The 24085-nt window shown below is 51.5% G+C and carries 22 protein-coding genes; 14 read left to right on the top strand and 8 right to left on the bottom strand.

Translation table 11 applies throughout. The annotated features are described in order from the left end of the window. Positions 1–14: 14 nt before the first annotated feature. Together gsiA and iaaA are read right to left on the bottom strand one after the other, a co-directional pair. Positions 15–1886: a glutathione ABC transporter ATP-binding protein GsiA gene (gene gsiA / locus FFT88_RS22460; RefSeq protein WP_135405746.1), complete on the bottom strand. Its 1872-nt coding sequence runs from the start codon at positions 1884–1886 to the stop codon at positions 15–17. Next, positions 1873–2838 (bottom strand): beta-aspartyl-peptidase, encoded by a 966-nt coding sequence (gene iaaA, locus FFT88_RS22465; RefSeq protein ID WP_135405747.1) that lies wholly within the window; start codon positions 2836–2838, stop codon positions 1873–1875. Before iaaA ends, gsiA begins: the two co-directional genes overlap by 14 nt. A 203-nt stretch (positions 2839–3041) precedes the next feature. On the opposite strand from iaaA, the gene moeA reads away from it, so the two are divergent. Both moeA and moeB read left to right on the top strand, forming a co-directional pair. Beyond that, on the top strand, positions 3042–4277 hold the full coding sequence (gene moeA / locus FFT88_RS22470; RefSeq protein WP_130222165.1) for a molybdopterin molybdotransferase MoeA: 1236 nt from the start codon (positions 3042–3044) through the stop codon (positions 4275–4277). Further along, positions 4277–5026, top strand: coding sequence for a molybdopterin-synthase adenylyltransferase MoeB (gene moeB / locus FFT88_RS22475; protein ID WP_135405748.1), 750 nt, complete (start codon positions 4277–4279; stop codon positions 5024–5026). Before moeA ends, moeB begins: the two co-directional genes overlap by 1 nt. Positions 5027–5203: 177 nt before the next feature. Here the strand turns inward: moeB and fsa are convergent, their stop codons facing one another. Continuing rightward, positions 5204–5866 (bottom strand): fructose-6-phosphate aldolase, encoded by a 663-nt coding sequence (gene fsa / locus FFT88_RS22480; RefSeq protein ID WP_130214784.1) that lies wholly within the window; start codon positions 5864–5866, stop codon positions 5204–5206. A 129-nt stretch (positions 5867–5995) separates the two neighbouring features. Here fsa and FFT88_RS22485 point away from each other — a divergent pair, with 129 nt between their 5' ends. From FFT88_RS22485 to FFT88_RS22500, 4 genes are all read left to right on the top strand, one after another. Further along, entirely contained in the window at positions 5996–6895 is a 900-nt protein-coding gene (locus tag FFT88_RS22485; RefSeq protein WP_135405749.1) for a glycyl-radical enzyme activating protein, read from the top strand. A 5-nt stretch (positions 6896–6900) separates the two neighbouring features. Further along, complete coding sequence (locus FFT88_RS22490) at positions 6901–9333, top strand: glycyl radical protein (protein ID WP_135405750.1); 2433 nt, start codon at positions 6901–6903, stop codon at positions 9331–9333. Positions 9334–9477: 144 nt separating this feature from the next. Next, a complete protein-coding gene (gene ybiV / locus FFT88_RS22495) occupies positions 9478–10293 on the top strand; it encodes a sugar-phosphatase YbiV (protein WP_135405751.1) in 816 nt (271 codons plus the stop codon). Between the two features lie 151 nt (positions 10294–10444). Then, entirely contained in the window at positions 10445–11704 is a 1260-nt protein-coding gene (locus tag FFT88_RS22500; protein ID WP_135405752.1) for a DUF1479 domain-containing protein, read from the top strand. A 221-nt stretch (positions 11705–11925) separates the two neighbouring features. On the opposite strand, the gene FFT88_RS22505 is transcribed toward FFT88_RS22500, so the two are convergent. Continuing rightward, on the bottom strand, positions 11926–13518 hold the full coding sequence (locus FFT88_RS22505) for an ABC-F family ATPase (RefSeq protein WP_130205149.1): 1593 nt from the start codon (positions 13516–13518) through the stop codon (positions 11926–11928). 218 nt (positions 13519–13736) lie between these two features. On the opposite strand from FFT88_RS22505, the gene ldtB reads away from it, so the two are divergent. Further along, complete coding sequence (gene ldtB, locus FFT88_RS22510) at positions 13737–14657, top strand: L,D-transpeptidase (RefSeq protein ID WP_001056384.1); 921 nt, start codon at positions 13737–13739, stop codon at positions 14655–14657. A gap of 214 nt (positions 14658–14871) precedes the next feature. Here the strand turns inward: ldtB and FFT88_RS22515 are convergent, their stop codons facing one another. Together FFT88_RS22515 and mntR are read right to left on the bottom strand one after the other, a co-directional pair. After that, a complete protein-coding gene (locus tag FFT88_RS22515; RefSeq protein WP_135405753.1) occupies positions 14872–15990 on the bottom strand; it encodes an anion transporter in 1119 nt (372 codons plus the stop codon). Next, on the bottom strand, positions 15987–16454 hold the full coding sequence (mntR, locus tag FFT88_RS22520) for a manganese-binding transcriptional regulator MntR (RefSeq protein ID WP_130214798.1): 468 nt from the start codon (positions 16452–16454) through the stop codon (positions 15987–15989). The genes FFT88_RS22515 and mntR overlap by 4 nt, the downstream gene beginning before the upstream one ends. 185 nt (positions 16455–16639) lie before the next feature. Here mntR and mntS point away from each other — a divergent pair, with 185 nt between their 5' ends. Both mntS and opgE read left to right on the top strand, forming a co-directional pair. Next, on the top strand, positions 16640–16768 hold the full coding sequence (mntS, locus tag FFT88_RS22525) for a manganase accumulation protein MntS (RefSeq protein WP_001001761.1): 129 nt from the start codon (positions 16640–16642) through the stop codon (positions 16766–16768). A 270-nt stretch (positions 16769–17038) separates the two neighbouring features. After that, entirely contained in the window at positions 17039–18622 is a 1584-nt protein-coding gene (gene opgE, locus FFT88_RS22530; protein ID WP_135405754.1) for a phosphoethanolamine transferase, read from the top strand. Between the two features lie 48 nt (positions 18623–18670). Here opgE and ompX read toward each other — a convergent pair whose 3' ends face one another. Together ompX and FFT88_RS22540 are read right to left on the bottom strand one after the other, a co-directional pair. Further along, positions 18671–19186 carry an outer membrane protein OmpX gene (gene ompX / locus FFT88_RS22535; protein WP_105289445.1) on the bottom strand — a complete coding sequence of 172 codons (516 nt, stop codon included), beginning with the start codon at positions 19184–19186 and terminating at the stop codon, positions 18671–18673. A gap of 52 nt (positions 19187–19238) precedes the next feature. Beyond that, the gene (locus FFT88_RS22540) at positions 19239–19304 is read right to left on the bottom strand and encodes a protein YliM (protein WP_120795379.1); all 66 of its coding nucleotides are present in this window, start codon (positions 19302–19304) and stop codon (positions 19239–19241) included. Between the two features lie 233 nt (positions 19305–19537). On the opposite strand from FFT88_RS22540, the gene rhtA reads away from it, so the two are divergent. The 5 genes from rhtA (at position 19538) to glnQ (ending at position 23863) form a co-directional block, all read left to right on the top strand. After that, on the top strand, positions 19538–20425 hold the full coding sequence (rhtA, locus tag FFT88_RS22545) for a threonine/homoserine exporter RhtA (protein WP_135405755.1): 888 nt from the start codon (positions 19538–19540) through the stop codon (positions 20423–20425). A 298-nt stretch (positions 20426–20723) separates the two neighbouring features. Continuing rightward, the gene (gene dps, locus FFT88_RS22550) at positions 20724–21227 is read left to right on the top strand and encodes a DNA starvation/stationary phase protection protein Dps (protein WP_064530112.1); all 504 of its coding nucleotides are present in this window, start codon (positions 20724–20726) and stop codon (positions 21225–21227) included. Positions 21228–21630: 403 nt separating this feature from the next. Beyond that, the gene (gene glnH / locus FFT88_RS22560) at positions 21631–22377 is read left to right on the top strand and encodes a glutamine ABC transporter substrate-binding protein GlnH (protein WP_130205139.1); all 747 of its coding nucleotides are present in this window, start codon (positions 21631–21633) and stop codon (positions 22375–22377) included. A gap of 107 nt (positions 22378–22484) precedes the next feature. After that, positions 22485–23144 carry a glutamine ABC transporter permease GlnP gene (glnP, locus tag FFT88_RS22565; protein ID WP_061090926.1) on the top strand — a complete coding sequence of 220 codons (660 nt, stop codon included), beginning with the start codon at positions 22485–22487 and terminating at the stop codon, positions 23142–23144. Beyond that, positions 23141–23863, top strand: a complete 723-nt coding sequence (gene glnQ, locus FFT88_RS22570) for a glutamine ABC transporter ATP-binding protein GlnQ (protein ID WP_032302757.1) — start codon at positions 23141–23143, stop codon at positions 23861–23863. The genes glnP and glnQ overlap by 4 nt, the downstream gene beginning before the upstream one ends. Positions 23864–24085: the final 222 nt, after the last annotated feature.

Genomic DNA, 24085 nt, shown 5'->3' on the forward strand with positions numbered 1-24085 from the left:
TCTCCGCCTGAATGTTATCTACGCAAAAATGCGTACTCTGATTGTGGTTGTGCGACGTAATGCCCTGGCCCGACGCATTGCAACGAGACGGCTGCAACCTCTTCTCCACGCAGATGAATATTGCTGGGAAGATCGTCCGATAGCAGTACGCGCTGTGGCCGCAGTCGGGACGGTTCAGCAACCGGAACTGCCGCCAGTAATTTACGTGTATAAGGGTGCTGCGGATTTTCAAAGACCGCGCGCCGTGGACCAATTTCAACGATTTGCCCGAGATACATCACCGCCACACGATGACTAATCCGCTCCACCACGGCCATATCGTGGGAGATAAACAGAAAGGCGATGCCCAAATCACGCTGGAGATCGAGCAACAAGTTGATGATTTGCCCACGGATAGAAACATCCAGCGCCGAGACGGCTTCATCGGCAATGATCACTTTTGGATTCAATGCCAACGCGCGAGCAATGCAGATGCGCTGACGCTGACCACCGGAAAACTCATGCGGGTAACGCCACGCATGTTCAGGTAACAGGCCAACGCGTTCCAGCAACCACGCAACGCGTGCAGCAGCTTCTTTACCTTGCAATAAACCGTGTACGCGCAGCGGTTCAACAATCGAATCACCAATGGTCTGTCGTGGATCCAGCGAGGCGTAAGGATCCTGAAAAATAAACTGGATGTCGCGACGCAATGCCTGAAGTTTGCCTGGTGAAAGGGTATCGATTCGCTGCCCTTTGAAGATGATTTCGCCGCCCAGGGATTCAACCAGGCGCAGCAACGCCCTACCGGTGGTTGATTTGCCACTCCCGGACTCTCCCACCAGCGACAACGTTTCGCCCGGCCAGAGATCAAAACTGACCTTCTCAACCGCATGCACTTCTCGCGTAACGCGATTCAGTAAGCCACTACGTAAAGGGAAACGGGTCACCAGATTACGCACCTGTAAAACAGGGTCGCCATCAACCACCGTTTTCTGCTCGACAGGTCGTTCCTGTTTAGCCGGATCTTCAAGCGATATCAGCGGGAAACGGCGAGGATAATCTTGCCCTTTCATCGCCCCCAACTGCGGCACGGCAGCCAACAGCGCGCGGGTATAAGGATGCTGTGGCGCATGAAAAATCTCTTCAACGCTGCCCGTTTCGACCGCTTCGCCCTGATACATCACCAGCACCCGATCGGCAATCTCTGCCACCACGCCCATGTCGTGAGTGATAAAGATGACGCCCATCGACATCTCTTTTTGCAATACTTTGATTAATTGCAGGATCTGCGCCTGAATGGTGACATCCAGTGCGGTGGTCGGTTCATCCGCAATCAGCACCGCCGGACGACATGACAGCGCCATTGCAATCATCACTCGCTGGCGCATCCCGCCGGAGAGTTGATGCGGATAACGGGAAAGAATGGTTTGGGCTTCCGGGATGCGAACCTGATCCAGCATCCGCTTCGCCTCTACCATCGCCTGTTCACGACTGGCGTTTTGATGCAAACGGATAGACTCGGCAATCTGTTCACCCACGGTAAATACCGGATTTAGCGACGTCATTGGCTCCTGGAAAATCATCGCCATATCCGCACCGCGTATATGCTGCATTTGCCGGGAGTTCTGCTCACTAAGCTCAATCACCTCACGACTGCGGCGCCGCAACAGCATTTTATCGCACTGCACCAGCCCCCCCGCCTGTTCTAACAGACGCATCAATGCCAGTGCTGTGACAGATTTACCGGACCCGGATTCCCCGACAATGGCCAGCGTCTCGCCGCGTCGCAGCCGAAAAGAAAGATTGCGCACCGCAGCCACTTTCTGCTGGTCCTGCATAAAGGCAATGTTGAGATTATCGACCGCCAGGACATCACCGGCATCAAGTTCATCACTGTGTGGCAACGGTGTCCCCTTTTTCGCGGTAGATACCAGTGGTTGGTGTATCGCCTGCATAGCCCCAGGCGCGATACATTCCTTCGGTGTTAAACGGTAGTGCGACGTTACCTTCGTGGTCGATAGCGATTAAGCCACCGCTGCCGCCAAGCGCAGGGAGTTTTTCCATCACCACCCGCTCGCAGGCTTCCGCGAGGCTTAGACCGCCATAATCCATTAACGCACTGATGTCATATGCCGCCAGCGCGCGGATGAAGACTTCGCCCGTACCGGTACAAGAAACCGCCACACTGGCGTTATTGGCGTAGCATCCGGCACCCACTAAGGGACTATCGCCCACTCGTCCGGGTAATTTATTGGTCATTCCGCCCGTGGACGTGGCGGCCGCCAGATTGCCGTGTAAATCCAAAGCCACGGCCCCCACGGTGCCCATTTTTTGTTTTTCATCCAGCGGAGCGCCGCTATGGTCGAGGACGGTTTCCCCTTCCTCGCGCGCTGCCAGTAGTTGTTCATAACGCAAAGGCGTGGAGAAAATCTCCGGCGAGACGCGCTCCATGCCATGAGAAAAAGCAAAGTTTTCCGCCCCCTCGCCAATCATCATCACATGCGGGCTTTGCTCCATCACCAGCCGGGCGGCAAGAACCGGATTACGCAGATGATTAATGCCCGCCACCGCCCCCGCTTTCAGTGTGTTGCCATCCATCACGCAGGCGTCCAGTTCATGCGTTTCATCACGCGTAAAGACGGCGCCAATTCCGGCGTTAAAGAGCGGACACTCTTCCAGCAAGCGCACCGCTTCTGTCACCACATCCAGCGCGCTTTCACCCGCTTCGAGCATTTGCTGTCCGGTTTCAACAATGGCAGACAGCGCCTCAATGTAGCGTAATTCCTGTTGCAGACTCATCTGTGCGCGGCTAATTGCGCCTGCGCCGCCGTGGATTGCAATGACTGCTTTGCCCATAGTCTTCGTCCATTAAGGGTGGCTCGCCACTTTTGCTATAAATATCAGAATTTTTATGAATTACTCATTCAATTTTTGAATATAGAAAGATGTATATGGCATGTAAAGGCGAGCGTCTGCTCTACGACCGAGGTGGCATACAGTCTGTGGCGTTTTTCTGACATAATAGGCAAATTCGATTTTGCCTCCGCAGGAGTGTTTTCATGGAATTTACCACCGGATTGATGTCGCTCGACACCGCGCTTAATGAGATGCTTTCTCGCGTTACCCCACTGACCGCCCAGGAAACGCTACCACTGGTACAGTGTTTTGGTCGTATTCTGGCGAGCGATGTGGTTTCGCCGCTGGATGTCCCAGGGTTTGATAACTCCGCAATGGACGGTTACGCGGTACGTTTGGCCGATATCACCTCCGGGCAACCGCTGCCCGTTGCCGGGAAGTCGTTTGCCGGTCAGCCTTATCATGGCGAGTGGCCCGCTGGCACCTGCATCCGCATTATGACTGGCGCACCAGTACCGGAAGGCTGCGAAGCGGTGGTGATGCAGGAACAGACTGAACAAACGGATAATGGCGTGCGTTTTACTGCTGAAGTGCGTAGCGGGCAAAATATTCGCCGTCGCGGTGAAGATATCTCTGCGGGCGCGGTTGTTTTCCCGGCGGGGACTCGCCTGACTACCGCTGAACTGCCAGTGATTGCTTCGCTAGGGATTGCCGACGTTCCGGTGATTCGTAAAGTGCGAGTGGCGCTATTTTCCACGGGTGATGAGTTACAGTTACCCGGTCAGCCTCTGGGCGACGGGCAAATTTACGATACCAACCGCCTCGCGGTGCATTTGATGTTAGAACAGCTGGGTTGTGAAGTAATCAACCTAGGGATTATTCGCGACGATCCACATGCCCTGCGCGCCGCATTTATTGAAGCCGACAGCCAGGCGGATGTGGTGATCAGTTCCGGGGGTGTTTCGGTTGGTGAGGCGGATTACACCAAAACCATTCTCGAAGAACTGGGCGAAATTGCTTTCTGGAAGCTGGCGATTAAACCAGGTAAACCGTTCGCGTTCGGTAAACTCAGCAATAGCTGGTTCTGCGGCCTGCCGGGCAACCCGGTTTCAGCGACGCTGACCTTCTATCAATTGGTACAACCTTTGCTGGCCAAATTAAGCGGCAATACCGCCAGTGGCCTGCCCGCGCGCCAGCGCGTACGCACGGCATCGCGTCTCAAGAAATCCCCTGGACGTCTTGATTTCCAGCGCGGCGTGCTGCAACGCAACGCCGACGGCGAGCTGGAAGTCACGACCACCGGGCATCAGGGTTCACATATATTTAGCTCCTTTAGCCTCGGCAACTGCTTTATCGTGCTGGAGCGCGATCGCGGCAATGTTGAAGCGGGCGAATGGGTGGAAGTCGAGCCATTTAACGCGTTGTTCGGAGGCCTGTAATGGCGGAACTCAGCGATCAGGAGATGCTGCGCTACAATCGGCAAATCATCCTGCGTGGTTTTGATTTTGACGGTCAGGAGGCGCTAAAAGATTCTCGTGTGCTGGTAGTGGGCCTGGGCGGCCTCGGCTGTGCGGCCTCGCAATATCTGGCAAGCGCCGGTGTCGGCAACCTGACGCTGCTCGACTTCGACACGGTTTCGCTCTCAAATTTACAGCGCCAGACGCTGCACAGTGATGCTACGGTCGGGCAACCGAAGGTAGAATCAGCCCGTGACGCACTGGCACGGATCAATCCACATATCGCGATTACGCCGGTAAACGCGTTGCTTGATGACGCTGAACTTGCTGCGATGATTGCTGAACACAATCTGGTGCTCGACTGTACGGATAACGTTTCGGTACGTAATCAACTGAACTCGGGCTGTTTTGCCGCGAAGGTGCCGCTGGTTTCCGGCGCGGCAATTCGTATGGAAGGGCAAATCACGGTCTTTACTTATCAGGACGGTGAGCCGTGCTATCGCTGCCTTAGCCGTTTGTTTGGCGAGAACGCGCTAACCTGCGTGGAAGCAGGCGTAATGGCACCGTTGATTGGGGTGATTGGTTCGTTGCAGGCAATGGAAGCGATAAAACTGCTGGCAGGTTATGGCAAACCCGCCAGCGGTAAAATCGTAATGTACGATGCGATGACCTGTCAGTTTCGCGAAATGAAACTGATGCGTAATCCGGGGTGTGAGGTGTGCGGGCATTAATTGTCGCCATAGACGCGGTAGGCGTCGTATCAGGCATTTACTCCAGACGCCAGATGCGGCGTGAACGCCTTATCTGGCCTACGGTTCGGGTACGCATTTCCAGGCCTGATAAGACACGGCAGGCATCGGTGCACTCTGCCACGTCATCAGCAAGTTATGAGGATGACAAGCGCCCGGTTAAATCGATGTTCTGCCAAACGCCCCCTGCCAGTCCTGCTCAAACTTCGCCACTGCGGCATCAACTGCCGGATAGCTAATCATCTGTTGCGCGACATCCAGCGGCAGTGTGATTGATTCGCATCCTGCCAGTAAGCAGTCCAGCGCCTGACGCGGGGTTTTGAAACTGGCTGCCAGCACTTTCGCCTGTGGCGCATGCATTTTCAGTAACTGGTGTAAGTCGGTCACCGTCTGAATACCACTTCCGCCCTGAGCATCAATTCGGTTGACGTAAGGCGCAACATACTCCGCACCCGCCAGCGCCGACAGCAGCCCTTGCGCCGCGCCATACACCGCCGTACCCAGCGTCGGAATACCTTCCGCTTTTAATAGCTTAATCGCTGCCAACCCCTCGGCAGTCACAGGTACTTTAACCACGATATCCGCAATAATAGAACGCAGTTTACGCGCATCGTTCACCATACCTTCAGCAGTAGTAGACATGACCTGGGCAAACAAACGCCCCTGTCCGCCCATCGCCTCATGTAACTCAGGAAGTAAAACTTCCAGAGGCTTCTTACCTGCCGCCACAATACTTGGATTAGTGGTCACACCCGCCAACGGAAAAACACGAGCCAGCGTCTTCACTGCGGCGACGTCTGAAGTATCCAGATACAGTTCCATAGTCATCCTCTAAATCTACTTTTGTATGAAATCAGACTATCACGAAAAAACTCTCTGAACAGTTGATGCACATCAATCTAACTTTCATTCGAAAGTATTTTAATGTTTGAACGAAAAAGAGGGGCATCTATGATTTTCAACATTCAGCGCTATTCGACCCACGACGGTCCCGGTATCCGCACGGTAGTTTTCCTTAAGGGGTGCTCGCTGGGCTGCCGCTGGTGTCAGAACCCGGAAAGCCGCGCCCGCACGCAGGACCTGCTATATGACGCGCGTCTGTGCCTGGAAGGCTGCGAACTATGCTCAAAGACCGCGCCGGAAGTGATTGAGCGCGCGCTGAATGGTTTACTCATTCACAGGGAAAAGTTAACGCCTGAACATCTGACGGTGCTGACCGACTGCTGTCCGACTCAGGCATTAACCGTGTGTGGTGAAGCGAAAAGCGTTGAGGAGATCATGGCGACCGTTCTGCGCGATAAACCGTTTTACGATCGCAGCGGCGGCGGCTTAACGCTTTCTGGTGGTGAGCCGTTTATGCAGCCGGAAATGGCGACGGCGCTGCTGCAAGCCAGCCACGAGGCCGGTATTCATACTGCGGTAGAAACCTGTCTGCATGTGCCGTGGAAATATATCGCCCCTTCTCTGCCCTATATCGATCTGTTTCTTGCCGATTTAAAACACGTTGCCGACGCGCCGTTTAAACAGTGGACCGACGGCAGCGCCGCCAGAGTGCTGGATAACCTGAAAAAACTCGCCGCAGCGGGCAAAAAAATCATCATTCGCGTGCCGCTGATTCAGGGCTTTAATGCCGACGAAACCTCTGTAAAAGCCATTACCGATTTTGCCGCCAGTGAACTGCACGTTAACGAAATCCATTTCCTGCCCTACCACACGCTGGGCATCAACAAATATCACTTACTTAATCTGCCCTATGACGCCCCGGAAAAACCGCTTGATGCGCCAGAACTGCTCGACTTTGCCCAGCAGTATGCCTGCCAGAAAGGGTTAACCGCGACCTTACGAGGATAACAATCATGACAACACTGAAACTGGACACCCTCAGCGACCGCATTAAAGCGCACAAAAATGCGCTGGTGCATATTGTGAAACCGCCGGTCTGTACCGAGCGCGCACAGCACTATACTGAGATGTATCAACAACATCTCGACAAGCCAATCCCGGTACGTCGCGCGCTGGCGCTGGCGCACCACCTGGCTAATCGCACCATCTGGATCAAACACGATGAGTTAATCATCGGCAACCAGGCCAGTGAAGTCCGTGCCGCGCCGATCTTCCCGGAATATACCGTCTCCTGGATCGAAAAAGAGATTGATGATCTGGCGGATCGTCCGGGTGCTGGTTTTGCGGTGAGCGAAGAGAACAAACGTGTTCTGCATGAAGTGTGCCCGTGGTGGCGCGGTCAGACCGTACAGGATCGCTGCTATGGCATGTTTACCGATGAGCAAAAAGGCCTGCTGGCGACCGGCATCATTAAAGCGGAGGGCAATATGACCTCCGGCGATGCGCACCTGGCGGTGAATTTCCCGCTGCTGCTGGAAAAAGGGCTTGATGGTCTGCGCGAGAAAGTGGCAGAGCGTCGCTCGCGCATCAACTTGACAGTGCTGGAAGATTTGCACGGCGAGCAGTTCCTGAAAGCGATTGATATCGTACTGGTGGCAGTCAGTGAACACATTGAACGTTTCGCTGCCCTGGCGCGTGAAATGGCCGCCACCGAATCTCGCGAAAGTCGTCGTGATGAACTGCTGGCGATGGCAGAAAACTGCGACATCATCGCCCACCAGCCGCCGCAAACTTTCTGGCAGGCGCTGCAACTGTGCTACTTCATCCAGTTGATTTTGCAGATCGAATCTAACGGTCACTCGGTGTCGTTTGGTCGTATGGATCAGTATCTCTATCCGTACTATCGCCACGACGTTGAACTCAACCAGACGCTGGATCGCGAACACGCTATCGAGATGCTGCATAGCTGCTGGCTGAAACTGCTGGAAGTGAACAAGATCCGCTCCGGCTCGCACTCAAAAGCCTCTGCGGGAAGTCCGCTGTATCAGAACGTCACCATTGGCGGGCAAAATCTGGTTGATGGTCAGCCGATGGACGCAGTGAATCCACTCTCTTACGCAATCCTCGAATCTTGCGGTCGCCTGCGTTCGACTCAGCCTAACCTCAGCGTGCGTTACCATGCGGGAATGAGCAACGATTTCCTCGATGCCTGTGTGCAGGTGATCCGCTGCGGCTTCGGGATGCCTGCGTTCAACAACGACGAAATCGTGATTCCGGAATTTATTAAACTCGGTATTGAACCGCAGGACGCTTACGACTACGCAGCGATTGGTTGTATCGAAACCGCCGTCGGCGGTAAATGGGGCTATCGCTGCACCGGCATGAGCTTTATCAACTTCGCTCGCGTGATGCTGGCGGCGCTGGAAGGTGGTCGTGATGCCACCAGCGGCAAAGTGTTCCTGCCACAAGAAAAAGCGTTGTCAGCGGGTAACTTCGACAACTTCGATGAAGTCATGGACGCGTGGGATACGCAAATCCGTTACTACACCCGCAAATCAATCGAAATCGAATATGTGGTCGACACCATGCTGGAAGAGAACGTGCACGATATTCTCTGCTCGGCGCTGGTGGATGACTGTATTGAGCGAGCGAAAAGTATCAAGCAAGGCGGCGCGAAATATGACTGGGTATCTGGCTTACAGGTCGGAATTGCTAACCTCGGCAACAGCCTGGCGGCAGTGAAGAAACTGGTATTTGAACAGGGCACGATTGGTCAGCAACAACTGGCTGCCGCACTGGCGGAAGACTTCGACGGTCTGACTCACGAGCAGTTGCGTCAGCGTCTGATTAACGGCGCGCCGAAGTACGGCAATGATGACGATACTGTCGATACGCTGCTGGCTCGTGCTTATCAGACCTATATCGACGAACTGAAGCAGTACCATAACCCACGCTACGGTCGTGGCCCGATCGGCGGCAATTATTACGCAGGTACATCATCTATTTCCGCCAACGTACCATTCGGCGCACAGACCATGGCAACGCCGGACGGGCGTAAAGCGCATACCCCGCTGGCAGAAGGCGCAAGCCCGGCCTCCGGTACCGACCATCTCGGCCCAACGGCGGTCATTGGCTCGGTGGGTAAACTGCCTACCGCAGCGATTCTCGGCGGTGTGTTGCTCAACCAGAAACTGAACCCGGCGACGCTGGAGAACGAATCTGACAAGCAGAAACTGATGATCCTGCTGCGCACCTTCTTCGAAGTACATAAAGGCTGGCACATTCAGTACAACATCGTTTCCCGCGAAACATTGCTGGAAGCGAAAAAACATCCGGATCAATACCGCGATCTGGTGGTGCGCGTAGCAGGTTATTCCGCCTTCTTCACCGCGCTCTCTCCAGACGCACAGGACGATATCATCGCCCGTACCGAACATATGCTGTAATCCCCTCAGCCCGGCGGCGGCGTCGCCGGGCCATATCATTCATGGTATCAATTTCTCGCTCAATTACATTCGAAATAAATTTGTGCCCTGCGTCACATTGTTATTACACTGTGGCGGTTTGCATTCATTGCCAGGAGCACTTCTATGAGCGTAAAAGTTATCGTCACAGACATGGACGGTACTTTTCTAAACGACGCCAAAACGTACAATCATGAGCGTTTTATGGCGCAGTATCAGGAACTGAAAAAGCGCGATATTGAGTTCGTTGTCGCCAGCGGTAACCAATATTACCAGCTCATTTCCTTCTTCCCTGAGCTAAAAGATGAAATCTCTTTTGTTGCAGAAAACGGCGCTCTGGTTTACGAACACGGCAAGCAGCTTTTTCACGGCGAACTGACCCGACATGAATCGCGGATTGTTATTGGCGAGTTATTGAAAGATAAACAACTGAATTTTGTTGCCTGCGGTCTGCAAAGTGCTTACATCAGTGAAAATGCCCCGGAATCATTCGTTGCATTGATGGCAAAACACTACCATCGCCTGAAACCTGTAAAGGATTACCAGGACATTGACGACGTACTGTTCAAGTTTTCTCTGAACCTGCCGGATGAACAGATCCCACAGGTGATAGACAAACTGCACATTGCACTCGACGGCATTATGAAACCGGTGACCAGTGGTTTTGGGTTTATTGACCTGATTATACCTGGCCTGCATAAAGCGAACGGTATTTCACGGTTGATAAAACGCTGGGATTTGTCGCCGCAAAATGTAGTGGCAATTGGTGACAGCGGTAACGACGCCGAAATGTTAAAAATGGCGCATTACTCTTTTGCAATGGGCAATGCTGCTGAAAGTATTAAACAAATCGCTCATTACGCTACGGATGACAATAATCATGAAGGCGCGCTGAATGTAATTCAGGCGGTGCTGGATAACATCGCTCCTTTCAATAGTTGATTTTCCCCCGGGCCGGAGTGACCACTTCGGCCTCTCGCCTTTTTGCTCGCTTTGTGCGGTGACTCAAGATCTTTATCTTGCGTTAACTTATTTTTAACTTAAAGTATCAATCGTAATCATTTTACTTTCGAACGAAAGATGAGAGGTTGATATGACTTTTTCCTGTGAGACGCTGCCCACAGATGCGAAAGCGGCTATCCGAGAAATGAAAGCTGCGCTGCGGGAACAGCTCGGTGATGTACAACAGGTTTTCGATACACTCTCTGCAAAAATCGAAACGCGTGTTGCTGAAATCGATGCCCTAAAAGCGCAAGGGTTGCCGGTTTGGCCAGAAGTTTCTTATAGCGATATTGCCGCAGGTACAGTAAGCGATACCACTCGCAATGAAATTAAACGTCGCGGCTGTGCAGTAATAAAAGGTCATTTCCCTCGCGAGCAGGCGCTGGCGTGGGATCGTGCCATGCTCGATTATCTCGATATCAATCATTTTGATGATGTTTATAAAGGCCCTGGCGACAGTTTTTTCGGCTCACTGGAGGCTTCTCGTCCCGAAATCTATCCCATTTACTGGTCACAAGCACAAATGCAAGCGCGGCAGAGCGAAAATATGGCTGCTGTGCAATCTTTCCTGAACCGCCTGTGGAAGTCTGAAAGCAACGGCAAACAGTGGTTTGATCCTGATATCAGTGTGATTTACCCGGACAGGATCCGTCGTCGTCCTCCAGGTACTACATCTAAAGGCCTGGGCGCACATACCGATTCTGGTGCGCTGGAACGGTGGTTATTACCCGCTTATCAGCGCGTTTTTGCCAATGTGTTCAATGGTAATTTCGATGATTACGATCCCTGGGATGCTGCACACCGGACCGATGTCGAAGAGTACACGGTGGATAACACGACCAAATGTTCAGTGTTCCGCACGTTTCAAGGCTGGACTGCGCTCTCTGATATGTTATCGGGTCAGGGATTGTTGCATGTGGTGCCTATCCCGGAAGCGCTGGCGTATGTTTTATTGCGCCCGCTGCTGGATGACGTACCGGACGATGAACTGTGCGGAGTTGCACCTGGCAAAGTTCTGCCCATTTCAGAGAAATGGCATCCGCTACTGATTAAAGCGCTGACATCCATTCCCGCGATAACAGCAGGGGATTCCGTCTGGTGGCACTGCGATGTGATTCACTCCGTCGCGCCAGTAGACAATCAACAGGGTTGGGGCAACGTGATGTATATCCCTGCTGCGCCAATGTGCGAGAAAAATCGGGCTTATGCACACAAAGTCAAAATGGCGCTGGAAAAAGGCGCATCACCGGGCGACTTCCCGCGGGAAGATTATGAAGCAAACTGGGAAGACCGCTTTACGCTGGATGATCTGAACATTCACGGTAAGCGCGCACTGGGCATGGACGTGTAAGAGTTGATGGATTATTGGAAGTGAGGTTAAGGAAGTAGGTTCGATGTTGCTCAGATTGCTGACAAAGTGCGCTTTGTTCATGCCGGATGCGGCCTACAAAGTCTTGCAGATTCAATATATTGCAGGGACTGCGTAGGCCTGATAAGCGTAGCGCATCAGGCAATCTTGCGTTTGTCCTCAGCAGCCGTCACCCCGACTGTATCGGGGTGACGGGCAATAACTTACTCGATCCCTCTGCTACGCAGATAATCTTCGTAATTACCGCTAAAGTCGATCACGCGTTCCGGAGTGATTTCCAAAATGCGGGTCGCCAGGGAGCTTACAAACTCACGGTCGTGAGAAACAAAGATCAGCGTACCCTGATACAGTTCCAGCGCCATGTTCAGTGACTCGATGGATTCCATATCCAGGTGGTTGGTCGGTTCGTCCATGATCAGAATGTTCGGTTTCTGCATCATTAACTTACCAAACAGCATCCGCCCTTTTTCCCCACCGGAAAGCACTTTAGCTGGCTTTTTGATGTCGTCCTGGCTGAACAGTAAACGACCGAGAATGCTGCGCACCGCTTGCTCATCATCGCCTTCCTGCTTCCACTGGCTCATCCATTCGAACACGGTCAGATCATTTTCGAACTCATATTCGTGGTCCTGGGCATAGTAACCAATGCGCGCGTTCTCAGACCATTTTACAGTGCCGCTGTCCGGTTGCAGATCGCCCACCAGCGTTTTTAACAGGGTCGATTTACCGACGCCGTTGGTACCCAGTACCGCCAGTTTTTCACCGACTTCCAGCAGCAGGTTAAGATTTTTAAACAGCGGACCGTTATCAAACCCTTTGGTCAGACCTTCCACTTCCAGCGCGTTACGGAACAGTTTCTTATCCTGTTCAAAACGGATGAATGGGTTCTGACGGCTGGAGGCTTTCACCTCTTCCAGTTTGATTTTATCAATCTGACGCGCGCGCGAAGTCGCCTGGCGAGATTTCGAGGCGTTGGCGCTAAAGCGGCTAACGAAGGATTGCAGCTCAGCAATCTGCGCTTTCTTCTTGGCATTATCAGCCAGCAGACGTTCACGCGCCTGGGTCGCGGCCGTCATGTACTCATCGTAGTTGCCCGGATAAACGCGCAGTTCGCCGTAGTCCAGATCCGCCATGTGGGTACAAACCATGTTGAGGAAGTGACGGTCGTGCGAAATGATGATCATGGTACTGTCACGCTCGTTCAGCACCTGCTCCAGCCAGCGAATGGTGTCGATGTCCAGGTTGTTGGTCGGTTCGTCGAGCAGGAGAATGTCCGGATCTGCAAACAGCGCCTGCGCCAGCAGCACACGCAGCTTCCAGCCAGGCGCCACTTCACTCATCGGGCCGTAGTGTTGTTCCAGTGGAATACCGACGCCAAGCAACAATTCCCCCGCACGCGATTCTGCAGAGTAACCGTCCATTTCGCCGTATTTCACTTCCAGATCGGCCACTTTGTAGCCATCTTCTTCGCTCATTTCCGGCAAAGCATAGATGCGGTCGCGCTCTTGCTTCACTTCCCACAACTCTTTATGCCCCATGATCACCGTATCCAGCACGGTGTACTCTTCAAAGGCAAATTGATCCTGGCGCAGCTTACCAATGCGCTCATTCGGATCGAGGGAAACGTTGCCCAGCGTCGGCTCAAGGTCGCCGCCGAGGATTTTCATAAAGGTGGATTTACCACTACCGTTCGCGCCAATCAGGCCGTAACGGTTGCCGCCGCCAAATTTGACGGAAATGTTTTCAAACAACGGCTTACTGCCGAACTGCATGGTGACGTTACTGGAAACTAACACAGGCGTATCCTGAAAAGAGATATGACAAACCGCGTATTATGCCATAAGTCTGAAAGAAGATCCCGTCCCCCGCTTAAGGTCTACACTCTTCCCAAAGGCAAAAAATGTGATTTAGTACACATCTGATTTCACTGTTAGCTGGAATGAACATATAATGCGCTTCCAATACTCTAATATTCTCAACCTAATGGCCTGCCAGGCACTAAATCTCGCTTAACATGAATATGAAATTGAAAACATTATTCGCAGCGGCCTTCGCTGTTGTCGGCTTTTGCAGTACCGCCTCTGCGGTAACTTATCCTCTGCCAACCGACGGGAGTCGCCTGGTTGGTCAGAATCAGGTGATCACTATCCCTGAAGGTAACACTCAGCCGCTGGAGTATTTTGCTGCCGAGTACCAGATGGGTCTTTCCAACATGATGGAAGCTAACCCTGGTGTGGATACCTTCCTGCCGAAAGGCGGCACCGTACTGAACATTCCACAGCAGTTGATCCTGCCAGATACCGTACATGAAGGTATCGTAATTAACAGCGCAGAGATGCGTTTGTACTACTATCCGAAAGGGACCAACACCGTTATCGTGTTGCCGATCGGGATTGGTCAGTTAGGTAAAGATACACCTATCAACTGGACCACCAAAGTAGAGCGTAAGAAAGCAGGCCCGACCTGGACACCGACCGCAAAAATGCACGCCGAGTACCGCGCAGCAGGCGAACCGCTTCCGGCTGTCGTTCCTGCTGGCCCGGATAACCCGATGGGGCTGTATGCACTGTACATCGGTCGCCTGTACGCTATCCACGGCACCAACGCTAACTTCGGTATCGGTCTGCGCGTAAGCCACGGCTGTGTGCGTCTGCGTAACGAAGACATTAAATTCCTGTTCGAGAAAGTGCCAGTCGGTACTCGCGTGCAGTTTATTGATGAGCCGGTAAAAGCGACTACCGAGCCAGACGGCAGCCGTTATATTGAAGTCCATAACCCGCTGTCTACCACCGAAGCCCAGTTTGAAGGTCAGGAAATTGTACCGATTACTCTGACGAAGAGCGTGCAGACAGTGACTGGTCAGCCAGACGTTGATCAGGTTGTTCTGGATGAAGCGATTAAAAACCGTTCCGGGATGCCGGTTCGTCTGAATTAATAGTTAAAACTTAAGCAAAAGGCGGAGTGATAATCCGCCTGAGGCTGCTGATGGCAATACATAATTGCCTGATGCGCTACGCTTATCAGGCCTACGCAGAACCTGCAATATATTGAATCCGCAAGTTTTTGTAGGCCGCATCCGGCATAAACAAAGCGCGTATTACCAACAATCAGAGGCGGACTAATAATCCGCCTTTTTAATTTGCCCGACCTTACCTCGCCGGGATCATAACCAACAAAACATATCCCACCAGCGCCGCCCACAACAGCATCGGTATTGAATAGAGATGGAAACGCCACCAGATACGGCGATCGTTCGCCATCCGTAGCGCAATCAAATTTGCCAGCGATCCGGGTAATAAACCAAAGCCACCTACGTTTACCGCCCATGCCAGTAGTAAAGACGGTGGCACATAATTGAGCAGCAAAATCGTGCCCGGCACGTTACTGATTACCTGCGATAAACCAATCGCCGTCAGCCATAATCCAGGTTCAGATAAATGACTCACGTTGCTCAACACGCCCTGTAATACCGGAAGTTGGGTCAGTAAATGGACGTCGATAAACATCGCCATAAACACCAGCAGCAACGTCCAGTCCACGCTCAGCACCACGCGACGCGCCAGCAGCGCAAAGCCCGCCGCCACAATCACCAGCCCCCACAGCTCTTGTTTCAACTCCAGCGCCATAAGGAAGACGATATACAGCCCCAGACAACTCCACACCAGCCGAGGCTTCCACTCCGGCATCTGCGAACCAGTATGGTATTGCAGCGCCTTTCCAGGGAAACAACACCAACACAGCAGCAGTAGTGTCAGCATCATCGCACCAGCCAGCGGGGCCATTTGGGCAATAAAACCAACAAACGAAAGATCAGAGCGTCCCCAGATTAGGATATTTTGCGGATTGCCAATTGGCGTCAGCAACGATCCGGCATTCACCGCCAACGCCTCGAAAATAATCAGCCGATTAACCGGGATCTCACACAGTCTTTTTAGCGTGATGGTCAGCGGAACAACAATAAACAGCGCGACGTCGTTGGTCAGAAACGTAGAAAGCAGCGCCGCTGCCAGCACCATAAACATCGCCAGTCGACGCTCAGTAGCAAAACGGCGCACCATTTTGCGCCCAAGCACATCAAAATAACCGCTTAACTCGACGCCTTTGGTCAGCAGCATCAGGCCACTTAAGGTGATGATGGTGTGCCAGTCAATAGCACCAGGCCAGGACTTAGGTGTGAAAGGAACGAAAAAACTTAATCCGATGCCAACGAGAATTAATAACTGAAAAAAGCGATCGCCTTGCAGCGTGCGTAAAAAAGGCAGACTCATTTGGCACCGTGTTTCTGGGTAAACAAACGAAAGGCGTCCAGCGTCTCTTCACTGACATGGTGCTCCATGCCTTCCGCGTCGCGACGGGCGATTTCCGGGCTAACGCCCAATACCAGCAAGAAGTTTTCAACTATCTGATGCCGCTCGCGGCTTTCCTGTGCCAGCTTCTCTCCTTCCGCCGTTAAAAACACGCCACGCCAGGGGATCATTTCAATCAATCCCATTGTTGCCAGGCGCTTAAGCATTTTAGCCACCGTAGGTTGAGAGACTCCCAGACGGGCGGCCATGTCAACCTGGCGCGCTTCTCCCACCTCCATCATCAGGTCAGAAATCAGCTCAACGTAATCGTCGATAAGTTCACGGCGATGTGCCTCTCTGACCTGGCGGAATCCTTCAACGTGCTCTTCCACGTTCACTAACTGCGTCACTTTTTTTGCTGTTGGCGTACCTGCGCGACGACTCATTGTGCTTCCTCATTATGGTGACGCATGGATAGCGTTCTCATTTCGTGCACACATTGTAAACCAGAGTTGCTAAGGCACAAAAATTTAACGTTTTAGCAATAGCTATATAATATAGCCTGTGCTATATCTGTATGTAATGCAATCATCCCTCATGGATCGACGGGATTAGCAAGTCAGGAGGTCTTATGAATGAGTTCAAGAGGTGTATGCGCGTGTTTAGTCACTCTCCCTTTAAAGTACGGTTAATGCTGCTCTCGATGTTGTGCGATATGGTCAACAACAAACCGCAGCAAGATAAACCTTCCGATAAATAGCGGCGTCGCGGTACGCCGCTTTACTCCTGCTTTATTGCAGGCATAGATTGTTCTGGATTGAAAAACCCCACTTTTTATCGGATTTGCTATTCTCTTCGCAAAAGATTTGTTCCTCAGTAGTTGACCTGAACAGCAGCTCGCTCTATCTTCTTGCAGCCCTGCGTATATTGCGGCTCGCAGATGCGGACCCTTCCCCCTCTTCACGCACTCTTGCAGGTATTGACCCTTGACGCCAGGGTAAGCACATGGCGTTTGTTACGATAGTGGCATATGAACTTAACCCTTAAAGAATCGCTTGTTTCCCGTAGCCGGGTTTTTAGCCCGTGGACTGCGTTCTACTTTTTACAGTCGCTATTGATTAACCTTGGTTTAGGTTATCCCTTTAGTTTTCTCTATACCGTCGCTTTTACTGCCATTTTGCTTTTGTTATGGCGGATGTTGCCGCGCGTGCAAAAAACCTTAATAGGTGTCTGTTCGCTGGTGGCGGCCTGTTATTTTCCTTTTGCTCAGGCGTACGGTGCGCCTAACTTCAATACATTGCTGGCGCTGCATTCCACCAATATGGAAGAGTCGACCGAAATTCTTACGATCTTCCCGTGGTATAGCTATCTGGTCGGCTTATTTATTTTTGCGCTCGGCGTGATTGCGATCAGGCGGAAAAAAGAGGATGAAAAAGCACGCTGGAATAAATTCGACAGCCTGTGTCTGGTATTCAGTGTGGCGACATTTTTTGTCGCTCCGGTTCAAAATCTCGCCTGGGGCGGTGTATTTAAACTCAAAGACACCGGTTATCCGGTATTTCGTTTTGCCAGGGATGTTATCGTTAACAATAATGAGGTGATTGAAGAGCAAGAACGGATGGCGAAACTTTCCGGGATGAAAGATACCTGGACAGTCACTGCGGTTAAACCAAAATATCACACTTATGTGGTGGTCATTGGCGAAAGCGCACGTCGCGATGCCCTCGGAGCCTTTGGCGGTCACTGGAACAATACCCCGTTTGCCAGCAGCGTTAACGGCCTGATTTTTGCTGATTACATCGCTGCCAGTGGCTCCACGCAGAAATCTCTCGGATTAACGCTTAACCGCGTGGTCGACGGCAAACCACAGTTTCAGGATAACTTTGTGACCCTGGCCAACCGAGCAGGATTCCAGACCTGGTGGTTTTCAAATCAGGGGCAAATAGGCGAATACGATACGGCTATCGCCAGCATCGCTAAACGTGCAGATGAAGTTCACTTCCTGAAAAACGGTAATTTTGAAGCAGATAAGAACGCTAAAGACGAAGAACTACTGACAATGACCGCTCAGGTATTGGCGGAAGAACACTCGCAGCCGCAACTGATTGTTTTGCATCTGATGGGTTCACATCCTCAGGCCTGTGACCGGACACAAGGCAAATACGAAACCTTTGTACAATCGAAAGAAACATCGTGCTATCTCTACACCATGACGCAGACGGACGATTTACTGCGCAAACTGTACGACCAGTTACGCAACAGCGGCAGCAGTTTCTCCATGGTTTATTTTTCAGACCACGGTTTAGCCTTTAAAGAACGCGGAAAAGAAGTGCAATACCTGGCCCACGATGATAAATATCAGCAGAATTTCCAGGTGCCATTTATGGTCATTTCCAGCGACGATAAAGCGCATCGGGTGATTAAAGCCCGCCGTTCAGCCAATGATTTCTTAGGTTTTTTCTCACAGTGGACGGGAATTAAAGCGCAGGAAATCAACATCAACTACCCGTTTATTTCCGAGAAGAAAGCCGGGCCGATATACATCACCAACTTCCAGTTACAGAAGGTGGATTACAACCATCTCGGAACCGATATTTTCGACCCGAAACCTTAAAAACAAAAATCCGCCCCGAGGGGCGGATTTTTTATATCACCGAAGTGATTAGAAGCGGTAACCAACACCGGCAATCCAGGTGCCTACGTCAACGCTACGAATACGGCTCTGCTCGTAAGAGAAGTCCAGCGCAACGTTTTCGATTGGGTTGAACTGCAGACCTGCGCCGTAGGAGAAACCGTAGTCGCTGGTGTCGTGTTTATAGGTCGGGTAGTTGGTGTCCTGGAATTTACCGTAGCCCACACCTACAACACCGTAGATGCTCGCCCAGTCGTTGATGCGGTATGCCGGACCAGCGGTGATGCCGTAGTACTGGGTTTTGTTGTAATCGCCTGCACTGTTAGTACGACTTTTTTCAGTGTAAGTGAAAGAACCGATCACACCCAGCGGGCTGTTGTCTTCTTCATAGCGGTATTTCAGGTTGAAACCGCCCATTTTGTTCATTTTGCCCTGAGCGTCGCTCTGAGCGTAACCGCCAGTTACGGTAGAAGTAGCAGCTACGGAAGTACCTGCGGTGAAAGCCAGAACTGCGGCCAGTGCTGAAAGACATGCAATTTTTTTCATAACCACCTCAAATGTGATTCAAATAAGTCCTAAGCTTTAAATATATCAAAAATTAATGGGAAACTCTTCGCGATTTGTGATGTCTAACGGGCCATTTCATGTAACAGAACGTTTCCACATGCCGCTATCCATCTAAATTTAAATCATTTTTTCAGTGAACTGCGTAAGTATTACGCATATTTTCACTGCCGTTCATCCAGATTATTCCTAATCACCAAGCTGATGAATCAATCAATCCTGGCGCATTTTAGTCAAAACGGGGAAAAATTTTTCAACAAATGCTCAACCAGTTTTAGTTATATCCAGTACACTCCTCGCTTTACCTGACTATACAAATTTATGGGGGAACGGATGCCAGGGACATTACGTAAAATGCCGGTCTGGTTACCGATATTATTATTGCTCGTTGCCATGGCGTCTATTCAGGGCGGGGCCTCATTAGCAAAGTCGCTTTTTCCATTGGTTGGCGCGCCGGGCGTGACTGCACTGCGTCTGGCGCTGGGAACACTGATTCTTATCGCATTCTTTAAACCGTGGCGACTGCGGTTTGCCAAAGAACAGCGCTTGCCGCTGTTGTTTTACGGCATCTCACTGGGTGGAATGAACTATCTTTTTTATCTTGCTATTCAGACCGTACCACTTGGGATTGCGGTGGCGCTGGAGTTCACCGGGCCACTGGCAGTGGCGCTGTTCTCTTCTCGTCGCCCCGTAGACTTTGTTTGGGTTGTGCTGGTGATACTCGGCCTGTGGTTCCTGCTGCCGCTGGGGCAGGATGTTTCGCATGTCGACCTAACCGGCTGTGCGCTGGCGCTCGGTGCCGGTGCTTGTTGGGCTATCTACATATTAAGTGGGCAACGCGCCGGTGCGGAACACGGCCCGGCGACGGTGGCTATCGGTTCGCTGATTGCAGCGCTTATTTTCGTGCCGATTGGCGCATTCCAGGCTGGAGAGGCGCTCTGGCACTGGTCGGTTGTTCCATTGGGTCTGGCTGTCGCTATCCTCTCTACCGCTCTGCCCTATTCGCTTGAGATGATTGCCCTCACCCGTCTGCCGACCCGGACATTTGGTACGCTAATGAGTATGGAACCAGCACTGGCTGCCGTTTCCGGAATGATTTTCCTCGGTGAGACATTGGCGCCAATACAACTGCTGGCCCTCGGCGCGATTATTGCCGCCTCAATGGGCTCAACGCTGACAGCGCGCAAAGAGACTAAAATTAAAGAATTAGATATTAATTAAACCTACCTTTCTGCATGGTTATGCATAACCATGCAGAATATTACACGACTCTTCATCCCTTCCTTTTTTATATATCTTGTTATCCCAAAACCTATTATCTGTGAATAGTTCGCGTAAAAAAGAAAATAAGAATCGTCTCCAGCAATATACATAACTATGTGAATTTATATGGTTTTTATTTTTCACGCTTGTTACCGCTATTAGTGTGATAGGGACAGCCAGAATAGCAGAACACCAGGGCGGTGCTATACTTAGTCTCGTTAATTACTGGGACACAACATCAAGAGGATATGAAATTATGAGTACCGCTAAATTAGTCAAAGCAAAAGCGACCAATCTGCTTTATACCCGCAACGATGTCTCTGACAGCGAGAAGAAAGCGACAGTTGAGTTGCTGAATCGCCAGGTTATCCAGTTTATTGATCTCTCTTTGATTACCAAACAAGCGCACTGGAACATGCGCGGCGCTAACTTCATTGCCGTACATGAGATGCTGGATGGTTTCCGTACCGCACTGACCGATCACCTGGATACTATGGCAGAGCGCGCAGTGCAGCTGGGTGGCGTTGCCCTTGGTACCACTCAAGTTATTAACAGCAAAACTCCGCTGAAAAGCTACCCGCTGGACATCCACAGCGTTCAGGATCACCTGAAAGAGCTGGCTGACCGTTACGCGATTGTTGCCAACGACGTGCGCAAAGCGATTGGTGAAGCGAAAGATGACGACACCGCAGATATCCTGACCGCCGCTTCCCGCGACCTGGATAAATTCTTGTGGTTTATCGAATCTAATATCGAATAAATCCATCGCAGATGGTGCAAAACTTAAGTAAGCGATAAAAGCGGCTTCCTGACAGGAGGCCGTTTTGTATTGCTGCCCGCCTCTACGCACTTTTTTAGTGCAACTCATCGCCTTCTTTGCCCGTCAAAGTAAAATACTTGTATCAACAACATCACACAATCGTTACATAAAGATTGTTTTTTCATCAGAATTTACGCTAAATAACCTCTGTGTTGAGTGCACTATTTTTGCGCACCACTTTGGCGCCCCAATATGGTGCAGACCGGAGATGTTGCCCCATAAATTGTGCAACCCGTTTTTACTGCTCCTATAAAAATCAAAGAGTTGTAAAACTGGCACGATTTTTTCATATACGTAAATGTCACGCAGGGGATCGTCCCGTGGATAGAAAAAAGGAAATGCTATGAAGTCTGTATTAAAAGTTTCACTGGCTGCACTGACCCTGGCTTTTGCGGTTTCTTCTCATGCCGCGGATAAAAAACTGGTTGTGGCGACGGATACCGCCTTCGTTCCGTTTGAATTTAAACAGGGCGACAAATACGTTGGTTTTGATGTGGATCTGTGGGCTGCTATCGCCAAAGAACTGAAGCTGGATTACGAACTGAAACCAATGGATTTCAGTGGCATCATCCCAGCACTGCAAACCAAAAACATCGATCTGGCGCTGGCGGGCATTACCATTACCGACGAGCGTAAAAAAGCGATCGATTTCTCTGACGGCTACTACAAAAGCGGCCTGTTAGTGATGGTGAAAGCCAACAATAACGATGTGAAAAGCGTGAAAGATCTCGATGGTAAAGTGGTTGCTGTGAAGAGCGGCACCGGCTCCGTTGATTACGCAAAAGCGAACATCAAAACCAAAGATCTGCGTCAGTTCCCGAACATCGATAACGCCTATATGGAACTGGGTACCAACCGCGCAGACGCCGTCCTGCACGACACACCAAACATTCTGTACTTCATCAAAACCGCCGGTAACGGTCAGTTCAAAGCGGTAGGCGACTCTCTGGAAGCACAGCAATACGGTATTGCGTTCCCGAAAGGTAGCGACGAGCTGCGTGACAAAATCAACGGCGCGTTGAAAACCCTGCGCGAGAACGGCACATACAACGAAATCTACAAAAAATGGTTCGGTACTGAACCGAAATAATGATTGCCTTTAATTTATGGCCCGGAGGCCTTTTGCATACCGGGCCAGCGTTTCGCCCCGCCAGCCTTCTGGCTCGGGTATTTACACCACGGTAACAGGAACAACATATGCAGTTTGACTGGAGTGCCATCTGGCCTGCCATTCCGCTTCTGATTGAAGGCGCCAAAATGACCCTGTGGATTTCGGTCCTCGGTCTGGCTGGCGGCCTGGTTATCGGACTGGCGGCAGGTTTTGCACGCACCTTCGGTGGTTGGATAGCCAACCACGTCGCGCTGGTCTTTATTGAAGTGATCCGCGGCACACCTATCGTCGTCCAGGTGATGTTTATCTACTTCGCCCTGCCGATGGCGTTTAACGACTTACGCATCGACCCGTTTACTGCGGCGGTGGTCACCATCATGATCAACTCCGGCGCGTACATTGCGGAAATCACGCGTGGTGCGGTGCTGTCAATCCACAAAGGTTTTCGTGAAGCAGGACTGGCGCTCGGCCTTTCACGTTGGGAAACCATTCGCTACGTCATTTTACCGCTGGCACTGCGCCGTATGCTGCCCCCGCTGGGTAACCAGTGGATCATCAGCATTAAAGATACCTCGCTGTTTATTGTTATCGGCGTGGCGGAACTGACCCGTCAGGGGCAAGAAATTATTGCCGGTAACTTCCGCGCCCTTGAGATCTGGAGCGCCGTTGCGGTGTTCTATCTGATTATTACCCTGGTGCTGAGCTTTATTCTGCGTCGTCTGGAAAGAAGGATGAAAATCCTGTGATTGAATTTAAAAACGTCTCCAAGCACTTTGGCCCAACCCAGGTGCTGCACAATATCGATTTGAATATTGCCCAGGGCGAAGTCGTGGTGATTATCGGGCCGTCCGGTTCCGGTAAATCGACCCTGCTGCGCTGCATCAACAAACTGGAAGAAATCACCTCCGGCGATCTGATTGTCGATGGTCTGAAGGTTAACGATCCGAAAGTTGACGAGCGCCTGATTCGCCAGGAAGCGGGTATGGTGTTCCAGCAGTTTTACCTTTTCCCGCATCTGACGGCGCTGGAAAACGTCATGTTTGGCCCGCTACGCGTGCGTGGCGCGAACAAAGAAGAGGCGGAAAAACTGGCACGTGAACTGCTGGCGAAAGTCGGTCTGGCGGAACGCGCCCATCACTACCCTTCCGAACTTTCTGGTGGTCAGCAGCAGCGTGTAGCGATTGCCCGCGCGCTGGCGGTGAAACCGAAAATGATGCTGTTTGATGAACCGACTTCCGCTCTTGACCCGGAACTGCGCCATGAAGTGCTGAAGGTTATGCAGGATCTGGCTGAAGAAGGGATGACGATGGTGATCGTGACCCACGAAATCGGTTTTGCCGAGAAAGTAGCTTCGCGCCTGATCTTTATCGACAAAGGCCGGATTGCGGAAGATGGCGATCCGCAGGCGTTGATCAAGAATCCGCCGAGCCAGCGCTTGCAGGAATTTTTACAGCACGTCTCTTAATAAGACACATTGCCTGATGCGCTACGCTTATCAGGCCTACAGGATATATGGCAACTTATTAAAATTGCATGAACGTGTAGGACGGATAAGGCGTTCACGCCGCATCCGGCAAAAAAGCCCGCACGTTGTCAGCAACCTGCTTAATATCCCTTCCTCCCTTTCACCCGAAAGGGAGGCACACCAGATTCCTCTCATTTAAAATCGCCCCTCCCCCAGCATCTA

The sequence above is a fragment of the Escherichia sp. E4930 genome (assembly GCF_005845405.1).
Lineage (GTDB): Bacteria > Pseudomonadota > Gammaproteobacteria > Enterobacterales > Enterobacteriaceae > Escherichia.

Excerpts from the sequence above, each read along its gene's own strand:
- moeA (WP_130222165.1), top strand. The coding sequence starts at position 3,042 with ATGGAATTTACCACCGGATTGATGTCGCTCGACACCGCGCTTAATGAG.
- opgE (WP_135405754.1), top strand. The coding sequence starts at position 17,039 with ATGAACTTAACCCTTAAAGAATCGCTTGTTTCCCGTAGCCGGGTTTTT.
- rhtA (WP_135405755.1), top strand. The coding sequence starts at position 19,538 with ATGCCAGGGACATTACGTAAAATGCCGGTCTGGTTACCGATATTATTA.
- ldtB (WP_001056384.1), top strand. The coding sequence starts at position 13,737 with ATGAATATGAAATTGAAAACATTATTCGCAGCGGCCTTCGCTGTTGTC.
- FFT88_RS22490 (WP_135405750.1), top strand. The coding sequence starts at position 6,901 with ATGACAACACTGAAACTGGACACCCTCAGCGACCGCATTAAAGCGCAC.
- FFT88_RS22515 (WP_135405753.1), bottom strand. The coding sequence starts at position 15,990 with ATGAGTCTGCCTTTTTTACGCACGCTGCAAGGCGATCGCTTTTTTCAG.
- glnP (WP_061090926.1), top strand. The coding sequence starts at position 22,485 with ATGCAGTTTGACTGGAGTGCCATCTGGCCTGCCATTCCGCTTCTGATT.
- glnH (WP_130205139.1), top strand. The coding sequence starts at position 21,631 with ATGAAGTCTGTATTAAAAGTTTCACTGGCTGCACTGACCCTGGCTTTT.
- iaaA (WP_135405747.1), bottom strand. The coding sequence starts at position 2,838 with ATGGGCAAAGCAGTCATTGCAATCCACGGCGGCGCAGGCGCAATTAGC.
- ompX (WP_105289445.1), bottom strand. The coding sequence starts at position 19,186 with ATGAAAAAAATTGCATGTCTTTCAGCACTGGCCGCAGTTCTGGCTTTC.
- mntR (WP_130214798.1), bottom strand. The coding sequence starts at position 16,454 with ATGAGTCGTCGCGCAGGTACGCCAACAGCAAAAAAAGTGACGCAGTTA.
- ybiV (WP_135405751.1), top strand. The coding sequence starts at position 9,478 with ATGAGCGTAAAAGTTATCGTCACAGACATGGACGGTACTTTTCTAAAC.
- dps (WP_064530112.1), top strand. The coding sequence starts at position 20,724 with ATGAGTACCGCTAAATTAGTCAAAGCAAAAGCGACCAATCTGCTTTAT.
- FFT88_RS22485 (WP_135405749.1), top strand. The coding sequence starts at position 5,996 with ATGATTTTCAACATTCAGCGCTATTCGACCCACGACGGTCCCGGTATC.
- fsa (WP_130214784.1), bottom strand. The coding sequence starts at position 5,866 with ATGGAACTGTATCTGGATACTTCAGACGTCGCCGCAGTGAAGACGCTG.
- mntS (WP_001001761.1), top strand. The coding sequence starts at position 16,640 with ATGAATGAGTTCAAGAGGTGTATGCGCGTGTTTAGTCACTCTCCCTTT.
- moeB (WP_135405748.1), top strand. The coding sequence starts at position 4,277 with ATGGCGGAACTCAGCGATCAGGAGATGCTGCGCTACAATCGGCAAATC.
- FFT88_RS22500 (WP_135405752.1), top strand. The coding sequence starts at position 10,445 with ATGACTTTTTCCTGTGAGACGCTGCCCACAGATGCGAAAGCGGCTATC.